The 14,480-nt window shown below is 50.7% G+C and carries 11 protein-coding genes; 2 read left to right on the top strand and 9 right to left on the bottom strand.

The window, feature by feature from the left end; all coding sequences use genetic code 11:
• Positions 1-24: 24 nt before the first annotated feature.
• From idi to uacT, 3 genes are all read right to left on the bottom strand, one after another.
• Positions 25-573 (bottom strand): isopentenyl-diphosphate Delta-isomerase, encoded by a 549-nt coding sequence (gene idi, locus A9180_RS17100; RefSeq protein WP_064529796.1) that lies wholly within the window; start codon positions 571-573, stop codon positions 25-27.
• 122 nt (positions 574-695) lie between these two features.
• Entirely contained in the window at positions 696-821 is a 126-nt protein-coding gene (locus tag A9180_RS17105; RefSeq protein ID WP_064529875.1) for a hypothetical protein, read from the bottom strand.
• Between the two features lies 1 nt (position 822).
• A complete protein-coding gene (uacT, locus tag A9180_RS17110; RefSeq protein WP_064529797.1) occupies positions 823-2,271 on the bottom strand; it encodes a urate/proton symporter UacT in 1,449 nt (482 codons plus the stop codon).
• Between the two features lie 436 nt (positions 2,272-2,707).
• On the opposite strand from uacT, the gene ygfT reads away from it, so the two are divergent.
• Together ygfT and A9180_RS17125 are read left to right on the top strand one after the other, a co-directional pair.
• Positions 2,708-4,627, top strand: a complete 1,920-nt coding sequence (gene ygfT / locus A9180_RS17120) for a formate-dependent uric acid utilization protein YgfT (RefSeq protein ID WP_064529798.1) — start codon at positions 2,708-2,710, stop codon at positions 4,625-4,627.
• On the top strand, positions 4,627-5,115 hold the full coding sequence (locus A9180_RS17125) for a 4Fe-4S dicluster domain-containing protein (protein ID WP_064529799.1): 489 nt from the start codon (positions 4,627-4,629) through the stop codon (positions 5,113-5,115). Before ygfT ends, A9180_RS17125 begins: the two co-directional genes overlap by 1 nt.
• A 35-nt stretch (positions 5,116-5,150) precedes the next feature.
• Here A9180_RS17125 and ghxQ read toward each other — a convergent pair whose 3' ends face one another.
• From ghxQ to ssnA, 6 genes are all read right to left on the bottom strand, one after another.
• On the bottom strand, positions 5,151-6,518 hold the full coding sequence (gene ghxQ, locus A9180_RS17130) for a guanine/hypoxanthine transporter GhxQ (protein WP_064529800.1): 1,368 nt from the start codon (positions 6,516-6,518) through the stop codon (positions 5,151-5,153).
• Positions 6,519-6,553: 35 nt separating this feature from the next.
• On the bottom strand, positions 6,554-7,870 hold the full coding sequence (guaD, locus tag A9180_RS17135; protein WP_064529801.1) for a guanine deaminase: 1,317 nt from the start codon (positions 7,868-7,870) through the stop codon (positions 6,554-6,556).
• A 17-nt stretch (positions 7,871-7,887) separates the two neighbouring features.
• Positions 7,888-9,288: a xanthine/proton symporter XanQ gene (gene xanQ / locus A9180_RS17140; protein WP_064529802.1), complete on the bottom strand. Its 1,401-nt coding sequence runs from the start codon at positions 9,286-9,288 to the stop codon at positions 7,888-7,890.
• Between the two features lie 164 nt (positions 9,289-9,452).
• A complete protein-coding gene (locus A9180_RS17145; RefSeq protein WP_064529803.1) occupies positions 9,453-12,323 on the bottom strand; it encodes a molybdopterin-dependent oxidoreductase Mo/Fe-S-binding subunit in 2,871 nt (956 codons plus the stop codon).
• Positions 12,320-13,099, bottom strand: a complete 780-nt coding sequence (ygfM, locus tag A9180_RS17150; protein ID WP_064529804.1) for a molybdopterin-dependent oxidoreductase FAD-binding subunit — start codon at positions 13,097-13,099, stop codon at positions 12,320-12,322. The genes A9180_RS17145 and ygfM overlap by 4 nt, the downstream gene beginning before the upstream one ends.
• A gap of 50 nt (positions 13,100-13,149) precedes the next feature.
• Positions 13,150-14,478 carry a putative aminohydrolase SsnA gene (gene ssnA / locus A9180_RS17155; protein WP_064529805.1) on the bottom strand — a complete coding sequence of 443 codons (1,329 nt, stop codon included), beginning with the start codon at positions 14,476-14,478 and terminating at the stop codon, positions 13,150-13,152.
• Positions 14,479-14,480 lie beyond the last annotated feature (2 nt).

The following is a 14,480-nucleotide window of genomic DNA, read 5'->3' on the forward strand; positions in this document are numbered from 1 at the left end:
AACCCCGGCATTTGTCGGGGTTTTTTATTCTCGCTTTGCGAAAACAGATAATACATTTCTGGCTTTGCTATTGGCTGCCTGCATCACCATCCACGGACTAAACGCCCACGGCGTGGCATCAATAGCGCGTAAAACATCTGATAAATCACACCATTGATAATCCATCACTTCATCACCGTTGGGCTGTAACGCGCTGGTAATTCGAGCGGCAAAGACTGGACACATTTCATTTTCGACAATGCCATTCGGGTCAGTGGCGCGATAATGGAAATCTGGATAAACCGGTTCGGGTGGCGTTATTTCCACGCCCAGTTCATAGCGGCAACGGCGGATCACCGCCTCTTCATTGCTTTCGCCCAGTTGCGGGTGACCGCACACCGAGTTAGTCCACACACCTGGCCATGCTTTTTTGCTTAGTGCGCGCCGGGTAACCAGCAGTTGTCCCTTGGCATTAAACAGCCAGCAGGAGAACGCAAGATGTAAGGGGGTGTCTGCCGTGTGTGCGGCATACTTTTCCAGTGTACCCGAGGGGACTCCCTGTGTATTCAGTAAAATGACGTGTTCCGTTTGCATAATTTCTCACATGTAATTCTAATCACTCGTTATTATAGATAACTGAAGAATAAAATGATTAACCAAGTGAGTGTTTATCGGCATCCGCCCGTTTTGAGCGGATGCTGACAGAGAACGGTTATTTAAAAAAGCAGCATCATATATTTGAAGCGACTTTCAATAGCCATTGCCACGCAGTCAGAAATGACAGGAATGGAGATCATTAAGAGCAATAACAGACTGAATATAGTGCGCATTAATAGGTTCATATCATTCACCATGCTCATTTTTCTTTAGCTTGCGCATCAAAAGCCACATGCGCACTGTCCTGACTTTTAAATCTTTATCAGAGACAGATTCCTTTACCAGATCGGCATGATGCTGATAACCATTGAAAAAGACGTTCAACACCACCGCGCTGATAGTTGCCAACATAATGCCGCTATGTAACAACGGTTGTAGTACAGCCGGTAACTTAGAAAAGAAATCATGAGAAAGCGTCGGGGTCATACCCACGCCAAGGCTAATAGCCACGATATACAGGTTGTAGCGGTTGGTGGTGTAGTTACAGCGCGACAGAATACGGATCCCCGTCGCCAGCACCATACCGAACATTACTAACCCTGCGCCGCCTAGTACAAATTGCGGAATGGAAGCCACCAGCACCGCCATTTTAGGTACCATCCCGAACAGGATTAATATGATCCCGGAAGAGATACACACCCAGCGGCTGTGAACGCGCGTCACGCTGACCAGGCCAACGTTTTGCGAAAAGGAAGTATGTGGGAAGCTGTTAAACGTACCGCCGATCATTGTCCCTATGCCATCTACGCGTAGCCCGCGAATAATGTCTTGTGAAGAAAGTTTTCTACCGACAATTTCCCCCAATGCCAGGAACATCCCCATCGACTCAATAAATACGATGATTAACACTGCGGTCATGGTCAGAATGGAAACCGGATCGAAAACTGGCGTACCAAACGACATTGGCGTGACAATGGCGAACCACGAAGCATCATTCAGTCCAGACAGATTCACTTCATTCATCATCCACGACAGCAAGAAGCCAAAAACAATCCCCAACAATACGGCGACATTGGACATAAATCCTTTGGCGTAACGGGTGATAAGCAAGATGAAAATTAAGACAGCGAAGGAAATGGTTAAATAGACCGGATTGCCATATTGTGGATTGCCTTTACCGCCAGCAGCCCAGTCAATGCCGACCTGAATAATACTCAGGCCGATAGAGGTAATAACCACACCGGTAACTAACGGTGGGAATAAAGGCATTAAGCGACCAATAAGTGGTGCTAATAGCGTGGTGATAAAGCCGGCTGCAATGGTCGCGCCAAAAATCCCCAGCAGACCGATATCCGGGTTCATCCCAATGGCAATCATTGGCGTTACTGCCGCAAAAGTCACTGACATAATCACCGGCAGGCGAATCCCCATAAAGCGACCAATGCCGATACATTGCAATAGCGTGACGATACCGCAGCAAAAGAGATCGGAGCTAATCAGCATTGCGATAGCTTCCTTCGAGAGTCCGAGTCTGTCACCAATCATAAGTGGGACGGCGACTGCGCCTGCGTACATAACAAGGACGTGTTGCAGACCGAGTATGATCAGCTTTCCTGGTGATAATATGCGGTCCACCTCATCCGTTGGGCGGTCTTGCCCTGAAGATGAGGAAATTTGAGAATCTATGGCGCTCATCAGTCTTTCTCCTTTCGCTCGCCAGAGTAAAAAGCAACCGTTTACGTTCACTAAAACTCTTTAATGACATGCTCGTGGGATGCCAGTTTTCACAAGAAGGGGAAGTTACAAGATGGAAATGCGGGGGCAATCACATAATCGTGATTAAACCAAGAAAATGGGAATAAAAATTGACAATGAAATTATCTTTAATTTTCTCATATTGATATTTCATTAATCATTCTGGCATGTCGCACTCTCGCATTTAATACTTTTTATCTGGATGGCACTCTTTTGAACGGCGATGTTTAAATATTGAAAGCGGCACAGATTGAGGGGTAATAATCTGATATCTGTCACAAAATTATAATTAAAACTGACTCGCTTGCTCATATATGCCCGTTTATTGCATTGCGACATTTGAGAAGACATAACTCATCAAATGAAAGGGATGCAAATGAACAAGTTTATCGCTGCTGATGCTGCGGAATGTATAGGCTGTCATGCCTGTGAAATTGCCTGTGCGGTGGTCCATAATCAAGAAAACTGGCCGCAGAGTCACGGTGATTTTCGACCCCGTATCCACATTGTTGGGAAAGGTCTGGCTGCAAATCCAGTGGCTTGCCATCATTGCAACAATGCCCCCTGCGTTACGGCTTGCCCGGTAAATGCTCTGACTTTCCAGCCCGATAGCGTACAACTGGACGAACAAAAATGCATTGGTTGTAAAAGATGCGCAATCGCTTGCCCCTTTGAGGTAATTGAGATGGTCGATGCTATTGCGCAGAAATGTGACCTTTGTAACCAGCGCAATTCCGGCGCACAAGCCTGTATTGAAGTCTGCCCAACCCAGGCGTTGCGGCTGATGGATGAGTACGGTTTGCAGCAGATAAAAATGCTACGACAGCGCAGGACGGCGGAGGGAAAAGCATCAGAAAAACCACAATCATCTCGTCGCGAGGCATTGCTCCCCGTCACTCCACGCAAAGGGGCGGATAAAGTTGCAGCGAGCGAGCGGAAGACCCACTTTGGCGAAATTTATTGCGGCCTTGATCAAAAACAAGCGGCGTATGAAAGCGACCGTTGTGTCTATTGCGCCGAAAAAGCCAACTGTAACTGGCATTGCCCGCTGCATAACGCCATCCCTGATTATGTCCGTCTGGTGCAGGAAGGGAAGATTATTGAAGCGGCGGAACTCTGCCACCAGACCAGCTCCTTACCGGAAATTTGCGGCAGGGTATGTCCGCAGGACAGGCTTTGTGAAGGCGCATGTACGTTAAAAGATCACTCTGGCGCAGTCTCTATCGGTAATCTGGAACGCTATATTACAGATACCGCACTGGCGATGGGCTGGCGTCCTGATGTCAGCCAGGTTGTTCCCCGCATAGAAAAAGTGGCGGTGATTGGCGCAGGACCCGCGGGGCTGGGATGTGCCGACATTCTGGCGAGGGCAGGTGTTCATGTTGATGTGTTTGATCGCCATCCAGAAATCGGCGGTATGCTGACTTTTGGCATTCCTCCGTTCAAGCTCGATAAAATGGTATTAAGTCAGCGGCGGGAGATATTCACCGCAATGGGAATCGATTTCCATCTCAACTGTGAAGTTGGCCGCGATATCTCGTTCAACGAGTTAACGGCGGAATATGATGCCGTTTTCCTCGGCATGGGGACTTACGGCATGATGCGTGCTGATCTGCCGCATGAAGATGCGCCTGGCGTCATTCAGGCGCTACCGTTTCTGACTGCCCATACCCGCCAGCTTATGGGATTGCCGGAGTCTGAAGAGTATCCGCTGACAGATGTTGAAGGTAAACGAGTTGTGGTTTTGGGCGGCGGCGATACGACAATGGATTGTTTGCGCACGTCCATCCGCCTGAATGCCGCCAGCGTGACCTGCGCGTATCGCCGTGATGAAGTCAGTATGCCCGGTTCGCGCAAAGAGGTGGTCAACGCGCGCGAGGAAGGCGTTGAGTTTCAGTTCAATGTTCAGCCGCAATATATTGCTTGTGACGATGATGGACGTTTAACAGCGGTGGGCCTGATTCGTACCGCAATGGGCGAGCCGGGCCCAGATGGGCGCCGTCGTCCACGTCCGGTGGCGGGCTCTGAGTTTGAGCTGCCCGCCGATATTCTGATTATGGCCTTTGGCTTCCAGGCTCATGCGATGCCGTGGTTGCAGGGCAGTGGCGTTAAGCTCGATAAATGGGGACTGATTAAAACCGGTGACGAGGGATATTTCGCTACTCAGACGCATCTGAAAAAGGTCTTTGCCGGCGGTGACGCGGTTCATGGTGCGGATTTGGTTGTCACTGCAATGGCGGCTGGACGGCAGGCGGCGCGCGATATGTTAACTATGTTTGATACGAAGGCATCGTGATGAAATCGTTAATTATCGTTAATCCGGCTGACTGTATTGGCTGTCGCACTTGTGAAGTCGCCTGTGTTGTCGCCCATCCGTCAGAACAGGAGTTGAATGCAGATGTCTTTTTACCCCGGCTGAAGGTACAGCGACTGGATAGCATCAGTGCGCCGGTGATGTGCCACCAGTGCGAAAACGCCCCTTGTGTTGGCGCATGCCCCGTGCAGGCGCTGACGATGGGCGAGCAGGTGGTGCAGGCAAATTCTGCCCGTTGTATCGGCTGCCAGAGTTGCGTCAGTGCGTGTCCGTTTGGGATGATCACAGTTCAAATTTTGCCGGGAAAGGTTCGGCCAGAAATCGTGAAATGTGACCTTTGCGAACAGCGGGAAGAGGGACCGGCTTGCGTTGCATCTTGCCCGACGCAGGCGTTGCAGTTGTTAACCGAAGGAGGACTCAGGCGGGTCCGCCAGCAGCGTATTGCTGCCAGCGGCAAGAATCCTCTCTGAAAGAAATCGCCGCGCTGAAAGGCGCGGAGAATCTATTAGATTGCCCAACCACCCGCGTAAAACGCGACCAGTGCGGCAGTAATGATCACCGTACCAATATTGAGTTTGCTCCATTCGCGAGCAAAAACGCGACCCACTACGAGAGTCACAAAGCCCAGCATAATGCCGGTGACGATATTGCAGGTCAGGACGATAAAGACAGCGCAAACCAGGCCCGCCATCGCATCAATAAAGTCATTGAAGTCCAGTTTTGAGACGTTACTTAACATCAGCAGACCCACGTACATCAGTGCGGGAGCTGTGGCGTAACCGGGGATCAGAAACGATAACGGTGATAAAAACAGAATCAACAGGAACAGTAAGCCAACAATAGTCGCTGTCAGACCTGTTTTGCCACCAGCTGCGGTTCCTGCCGCGGATTCGATATAAACCGCCGCAGGCGCAGCGCCCACTAAACCGGAGAATATTGAACTTACTGAGTCACTGGTCAGGGCTTTGCCACCGTTGATGATCTGGTTGTCTTTATCCAACAAATTCGCCTGACCGGCGACTGCGCGGATGGTGCCGGTGGCATCAAATACGGCGGTCATCACCAGCGCCAGTACACTTGGGAGAACGGTTGGCTGGAGAGCTCCCATAATATCGAGGCTGAAAATCAGAGACTTACCATCTTCGCCAGTCAGGCTCGGCATCGCTACCAGACCGTGGTATTTCACCGCGGGATCAAAGATTAAGCCGATTATTGAGATGGCGATAATTACCAGCAAGATCCCGCCAGGTACGCGGCACTTTTCCAGACCGAAAATCACCGCTAGTCCCAGTAAGCTCATCATCACAGGGAAAGAGGTAAATGCCCCGAGTGCAACGGGTAAGCCTTCAATCGGGTTTTTGATAACCATACCAACGCCGTTAGCCGCAATCAGCAGCAGGAACAGGCCGATACCGATACCTGTACCGTGGGCAATACCCATCGGTAAATTGCGCAAGATCCAGGTTCGCACACCTGTCACGGAGATGGCGGTGAAAATGAGGCCCATCAGGAAGACCGCACCCAGTGCGACAGGAACGCTAATTTGTTGTCCGAGGACCAGACTGAATGCGGTAAATGCCGTCAAGGAGATGGCGCAGCCAATCGCCATTGGCAAATTGGCCCACAGCCCCATTAGCAGCGAACCGAAGCCTGCGACCAGACAAGTTGCGACAAAGACCGCAGCAGGAGGAAAACCAGCTTTGCCCAGCATACCGGGAACCACGATTACAGAATAAACCATGGCCAGAAAGGTAGTTAAGCCCGCCAGTACTTCCTGGCGAACGGTACTGCCACGAGCGGTTATTTTAAAATAACTATCCAGCGCGCCCTGTGGCTTTGGTGCGACCGGTGTTTGTAGGATGTCTCCAGACATAATGATGTCCTCACGAGGATGTTAAGGTTTTATTATTAGTTGCGTTCGTACACCAGACGACCATCAACGTAGGTGCGGTAGATCGAACGGTCATCGCCCAACGTCATCATCACGAACAATTTGTCGACTAAAGAAACCGAGTTGTCATAGCGCAGCTGCTGTAGTGGTGTGGCGGTGGGTTCCATCACCACGAAATCAGCCTCTTTGCCCGGTAAAAAGTTGCCAATAAGGTCGTCAAGGCCCAGAGATTTCGCGCCACCAAGGGTGGCAAGGTAAAACGCTTCATACGCGGAGAGTCGATAGCCTTGTAATTGCAATACTTTGTAGGCTTCGTTCAGCGTTTGCAGCATGTTGAAGGTGGTTCCGGCACCAATGTCAGTCCCCATGCCGACTTTGACTTTCTTATTCCATGCTTTTTTCAAGTTGAATAAGCCGCTGCCGAGATAAAGGTTGGAGGTTGGACAAAACGCGATGCTGGATTTGGTTTCGCTGAGACGATCCCACTCTTTTTCTTCGAGGTGGACGCAGTGAGCAAAGACGCAGTTTTTACCTGTCAGGCCGTACTGGTGGTAAACATCCAGATAACCATCATGTTCAGGATAGAGTGATTTCACCCAGGCAATTTCATCTTTGTTTTCACAGAGATGGGTATGTACCCACGTGTCTGGATACTCTTCTTTCAGGCGTTGTGCCATCGCCATCTGTTCAGGTGAAGATGTTGGTGCGAAGCGAGGCGTAATGGCATATAACAGACGGCCATTTTTATGCCAGCGTTCGATCAGTTCTTTGCTTTGTTGATAGCTACTTTCCGCGGTGTCGAGCAGATAATCTGGCGCATTGCGGTCCATCATCACCTTGCCGGCAATCATGCGCATATTGATATGGCTGGCGGCTTCAAACAGCGCATCCACAGATTGCGGATGAACAGTCCCAAATACCAGTGCCGTGGTAGTGCCGTTACGTAAAAGCTGTTTGATGAAGAACGCCGACATTTCGCGGGCGTACTCTAAATCCTTATAACGGCGCTCAGTAGGGAAGGTGTGTTTATTCAGCCATTCCAGCAACTGCTCGCCATAGGCACCGACCATTTCACTCTGCGGATAATGGATATGCGTATCGACAAAGCCCGGTACTATCAATTTGCCGCGATAGTCACGAACGCGAATGGTGTCAGGAATTTGATGTTTTCCGTCTTCCCATTTGCCAAACCATTCCACTTTCCCTTGTTTAATGAGTAATAAACCATCCTCAATAAAACGCAGCGCAGAGGCAATTTCTTCTGGGTTATCGACTGTACGGGTGACATCAATAAAACTGCCTCGTACCGCTTTTAACGTGTGTTCTCCTGACATCATTGACTCCTTTACTTTTAATCCATCTCTTCCGCTGAGGTAATACCAGGCAGAACGTTTTCCTGTCGGTAGCCTCCAGGGAGGATAATATTTAATAAAATCGCAGTTAACCCGCCAGCACAAATAGGGTTTTCAACTAATACATAAATAGAGGCTGGCAATATTTTAAAAATTTCGGGGTCGTAGGAAACACCAAGACCTAAACCTAATGAGGTGGCGACGATAAGTGTTTCACGGCGTTTTAAGCCATTGGTGATAATGATGCGGATACCGGCAATGGCAATCATGGAAAACATTAGCGTCATGGCGCCGCCTAAAACCGCCGAGGGAATGGTGGTGAAGAAGCCGCCGATCATCGGAAATAACCCGAGGATCACTAACATAACCGCAATGGTTCGTCCGATATAACGCGAAGCGACGCCGGTCATCTGAATAACACCGTTATTTTGCGCAAAGGTAGTTAATGGTAATGAGCCGACTGCGGAGGCGATAACAGAAACCAGGCCATCTGCCAGCACGCCGCCTTTCAGGCGTGACTGATATTCTTCCCCCTGAATTGGTCGGCGGGAAACCATTGCCGTGGCTGTGATATCGCCCACGGCTTCCAGTACGCTAAGTAAGTAGATAGTGCCGACGACAAGGAACTGATGGAAACTGAAACTAAAACCGTATTTGAACGGATGCGGGATGGTGATTAACGGCAGATTGCGCAAACTGCTGAAATCCACCATGCCCAGGCATAACGATGCGATATAACCGACGCATAGCCCAATGGCGATCCCTCCCATGCGAAGCAACGGACTGCGGCAGCAGTTAAAGCCGATCACCACAATCAAAACCAATAAACCCACGCCGAGATGTTCGTAATTGCCGAACGTGCCGCTGCTTTTGGCTGCAAATCCACCGCCAAAATCGATAATGCCGACTTTAATCAGACTTAAGCCGATCATCAGTACCACAATGCCGCTGACGGTAGGCGTAATAACCCGACGTAAATAGGGCAGTATAAAAGAAGAGCCGACAACCAGAAATGCGCCAACGAAGGAGACGCCGAGGAGCGACGACATGATTAACTCTTCGTGAAAACCGTCGCTTTTCATGCTGCTACCCAGCGCAATCATGACTGTCACAAATGAAAAATTGACTGACTGAATAGAGAGTAAACCGGAACCTATAATTCCATAGCGATTTACCTGCAACCAGGTACCAATACCAGAAGCGATCATCGCCATGGAAACCAGGTAGGCAGTGGTTTCTGCGGAAAGTTGTAAGGTCGCACCCACAATTAACGCGGGAGTTACCATCGGAACGAAAATTGCCAACAGATGGGTAATTGCACCAACGAGAGCCTGATGAAAGGGAGGGCGATCCTCCAGTTCAAATATAAGGTCAGAACCTGCATGGTTTATATCAGACATCCCTTCACTCCTTTTAAAGTAAATTTGATCATCTGAATCAGTAAAATAAATTCCCACGAATTTGGGGCGCAGGACGCCTTGAGAACGGCCTATCTCATTTTCGCAGTTACTATTTAGTTATCGTTCAAACAGAGAAACAGGCCGCCGAAGCGGCCATTTATTACTTATATTTTTTCCAGCGCAGTGAGTATTTTCTCCGGAGTGAAATGCCATTCGCGTAACCAGATGCCGCAGGCATCGTGAATTGCGGTGGCAATCGCCGGAGCTGCGCCATTTACACCGATTTCCGAGATCGATTTCGCCCCAAATGGGCCGACTTTATCGTCGCTTGGCACCAGCACGGCGCGGAAATCACGCGGAATATCACCGATTTTCGGTGCACCGTAACTGCGCAAATCACGCGTTAACGGGTGACCTTCGGCGTCATAAATGATTTCTTCGCTCATGCTGTGGCCGATAGCCCGGAGGGTAGCGCCGTAGATCTGCCCCAACGCTAACTCCGGGTTGACCGGAGTACCGCAATCCAGCAAGGCGTAGAATTTATCCAGGCGGATTTCACCGGTACGTGTATTGACGGCCACTTCAGCGAAGTTTGCCCCATACGGGAAGGCGAAATCAGGTGTGATGTAACTGGCGGTTCCCACCAGTGAACCAAAGCCGGTACCGGTTTCGCCTTTATGGGCAATATCCCCGAAACTCACTTCGCCTTTCTTGCCGCGCACGACGCCCGGCGTTGCCAGTTGAACATCTTCCAGTGGCTCACCCAACATTTGTGCACCGTGGAACAGGATTTTCTCCCGCAGATTTTCCGCTGCCATCCGCGCCGCGTTGCCCGAGAAACAAGTACCGGACGAGGCATACGCGCCTTTATCAAACAGCGCATGATCGGTGTCACCGGAGATTACATGCACGTCCTGCGGTGGGCAGTGCAGCACTTCTGCTGCCAGTTTCGTCACTACAGTATCCAGGCCGGTACCAATATCCGCACCACCGGAATGAACGATAAAGGTACCGTCCGATTCCAGTTTGATCATGCAGTTAGCCTGATCGATATCCGGGATCCCCGATTTCTGCATGATAATGGCGACGCCACGACCTGTGCGCCAGTCGCCTTCTTGTGATTTCGGCGAAGACCATTGGATCATTTCACGACCCTGACGCAGGATCTCTTCCAGTGCGCAGCTGGCAGCAGAAGGAACGGAGGTTGGCGCTTTACCTTCACCAATTGCGCCGAGTATCTTCAGCTCTTGCCCTTCGTGTACCCGGTTACGTTCGATAATTTCCAGCTGGTCGATCTGCAACTGTTCAGCCAGTTCCGCTAATGCCATGGTGATAGCGAAGTTACCTTTCGGTGCGCCATAACCTTGATAAGCACCATTTGGGCAAATGTTGCTGTAGTAGGTGGTGACCTGGAAATCGACGTTATCGCACGGATATAACGGCAGCGACAGCGCCGGTCCGTTACACGGTACGGTGAGTGAGTGGTTGCCGTAAGGGCCAGTGTTGGCGCGAAAATCCATCTTCACTGCAGTGAGGCGACCATCTTTTTTGGCCCCCAGTTTGACGGTGACTTTCGCAACGTGACGAGAGGTGTTGGCAATAAACTCTTCTTCACGGGTGTAGCGGAAAAGTACCGGACGCCCGGTTACGCAGGTCGCCCAGGCGCACACTTCTTCCAGCAGGATGTCTTGTTTAGATCCAAAACCGCCGCCTACGCGTTCTTTAATGACATGAACTTTATGTTGTTTCATGCCCACAAGGCGCGCAACCTGGCGGCGTAAGTGCCATGGTACCTGGGTGGAGGCGTGGATCACCAGACGATCGCCGTCCATACGGGTAAAGCAGATATGTGTTTCAGTCGGGCATTGCTGCGCCTGAGTTGAGTTATAGGTTCGCTCAATGACCACATCGGCATCGGCGAAGCCTTTATCCATATCGCCAATATGACCATGAATACTGGCGGCGATATTTTTACGTGGGCGAGAACCGATAGGGAAGTTGATGATCATATGCTCGCCGCGCTGGGTTGCATGATTGTTGTCGTCTTCCAGAGTATCTGGCGCACCAGCGACATACACCACCGGCTCATCGTGCACGACAGGTACATCTTCCGCCATTGCTTCGTCAATCGACATTACCGGCTTAAGCACTTCATATTCGACGTCGATGAGCTTCAGTGCTTCGAGCGCGATCTCTTCACTTTCAGCAACAATCGCAGCAACGCGATCGCCGACGTGACGCATTTTCTTGCCGAACATGCGTCGGTCAAGCGGCGACGGTTCCGGTGCGCTCTGACCACCAGGGGTGTAGTAGATATCCGGGCAATTCAGGTGCGTAATAACGTGAACGACGCCCGGCAAAGCTTCAGCTTTGCTGACATCCAGATGGGTAATCAGTGCGTGAGCGTGTGGGCTACGTAACATTTTAATGACGCAGGCGTCAGCCGTTACGCGGTCTTCAACATAGCAGGGTTTCGCCTGCACCATTTTGGCCGCGTCGGTTTTAGGATAGTGCTTACCAATAACTTCAAGGTCATCGCGGAAAGTCGGGGCGATATCAATAGTGGCCTGTGGGTTATTTTTACGTGCAACAGCCAGTTCAATGACCTGGTAGTATTGCTGCCAGCCAGCATCGCGGCTGAACAGGCCAGAAAGCGCATCGTCGATCTCATCCCGGGTTGGTGCGGCGATGCGATCGAGAAGATCGGTGATAATCAGAGCCGCAGCCGGATCGTTATAACCAGACTGCACCACGCCAACATCAACCATTGCCTGTTGAACCAGACTTAATTCGTTCCATTTGCCTAAGGATTCAGCGGTGAGAATGTCTGCGTTTTCTAACTGTGCTGCAATCAACAAGGAGGCGTTAAGGATATTACCGTTAAAAAGAATCGCGTCAGAACCGGCAAAACCGAAACCATCATCACTGTTGCGCACAGAGTGCATGCCCATGCCAAACAACAGCTTTTGCACGTTTTCACCAGGATTGACCTTTAGCTCCTGGGGCGCGCCATTTAAAGTAAAGTGGATGATCATACGGCTTCCTCCCCAGCCTGTTGGCAGTCGGCATACAGGTCGGCTACCAGAACTCCCGTGATATAGCGTTTATACGCTACGCTACCCCGCAAATCTTCCTGGGGGAAAATGACGTTGGCGACGGCTTGTTCCAGCGCGCTGCCTTCCAGATTTTGTTTTTCGACATCGTGCAGACGCAGTGCTTTACTGGTTACACCATCCAGCGCAATTCGTATACCATCGTGGTCAGTTAACGCAACGGCTGCAGTAACCACCGTTAACCCCGCCTGGGAACGGCTAATTTTACGGGTCGCACAGGTGCGGTACGGATCTTTAATGATAATTTCGGTTAGCAGGCGATCGCATGGGCAGGCCAGATAGCTCTCAATCGATAGTGTTTCACCATTGCCAAAAACCAGTTCAGCATCCAGAGCCAGCAGAACCGGAAGCAACACCGATTCTTCCTGCTGGGCGGCGATTTCGCCACCAATAGTCGACTGATTACGAATATGGCGAGAGTAAACAAAACCGAGTGCTTCACGCAGTGCTGCAGGAATAAAGCGAGCATCACGTAGTGGCTGTAAGCGAGACATTGCACCAATACGCAGTGCGCCGTTATCCCAGTCAACCCAGTCCAGTTCCAGATCCTGTAAGGAAATGGCAATCTTTTTATCGGTACGAGTTGGTGTGGCGTTGAGTTTGCTGCCCCCGGCAAACCAGACGGCTTCATCCTGGTAGCGGCGCTTCAGTTCCAGCGCCTGTTCGACAGAGTCGGGCCTGAAAAATTGTTCAATCATCTTCTTTCCTTATTTACCCCTCTTCCCTGAAGAAAGAGGGTATCTGTCATTTATGCCAGCGCATCCATCCGACGCCACATACTGGCGGCGGCTTTTCTGGCTTGCGCATAAATGGAATCGCAATTGAAGTTAAACTGACGGTCTTCATAGACCATCACGCCGTTGACCATCACGCTGTGAACGCTGCCTGAACCCATACCGAAAGCGATATGCCCGGCGATATTGTCTGCCAGCAGCGGCGTCGGAGAGTTGTAATCGCAAATGGTTAAATCGGCTTTATAACCTGCTTCCAGCAGGCCAAATTTTGCGCCAAAGTTGCGGCTCATCAGTTCGTTGCCATTAGCCAGGGCTTTGGCAAAACTGTCAGGCCATAGCGGACCACCCGCATCGCGATGTTTAAAGAAGGCAAATTTCATCTCTTCAAACATGTCCGAACCAATGCCATCCGTTCCCAATGCCAGATTGCGGATGTCGCTAAGATGATGGTTGTAGCCGACATGGTTGTTCATGTTTGAACGGGCGTTATGCACCAGGAACGCATCATGCTGATTGAGCAGAGCAATATCTTCTTTCGACAAATACAGCCCGTGAGCAACCAACGTTTTGCTGTCGATGAGATCGAATTGCGCCAGTCGTACCAGCAGGTCTTTTCCGTGCCAGTGATGGCTGTGAGAAACGTCATAAAGGTCTTCAGCGGCGTGAATGTGTAAACCACGCCCAGTAGCTTTCACGGCTTCGCGCAGCATTTCCAGCCCGGCATCCGGCACTGTAAACGGGGCGTGAGCGCCGATATGCGCTTCCACCAGATACGGCTCGCTTGCCGCTTTCTTCGCCTCATCAATTTGACGGGCGAAGCGGATGTTTTCTTCTACCCCTTCCTGCAACTCTTTAATGCCGTTGTTACGGTCAGTGGTTTCAAAACAGGTCATCGCGCGCAGGCCAACTTTTAAAAATGCGTTGCGCAGCGTTGAGAGCGACCCGCCGATATACGCCGGAGAGGCGTGGTGATCGATAACCGACGTACATCCGCTCTTAATCGCTTCCAGTGAACAAATCAGTCCGCTGTAATAGAGCGATTCTTCATCAAGGGCGCGATCGAGTCGCCACCAGAGATTTTTCAGCGTTGAGATGAAATCCGGACAGGGGGCAATGTTCGCCATGATCCCGCGGGAAAGCCCCGAGTAAAAATGGTTGTGCGAGCAAACGATCCCTGGCATTACAATCCGACCATGCATCTCTTTGTAGCTGGCTTCAGGGTAGCGGTGTGTCAGGGCGTCGCCGATAGCGATAATCACATCATTTTCAATGGCAATATCGACGCCTTCCTGCACTTTTGCCGGGTACAACTGAACTGCGGTGACATTCTTCAGAATCAACATGA

This window comes from Escherichia sp. B1147 (assembly GCF_001660175.1).
Lineage (GTDB): Bacteria > Pseudomonadota > Gammaproteobacteria > Enterobacterales > Enterobacteriaceae > Escherichia > Escherichia whittamii.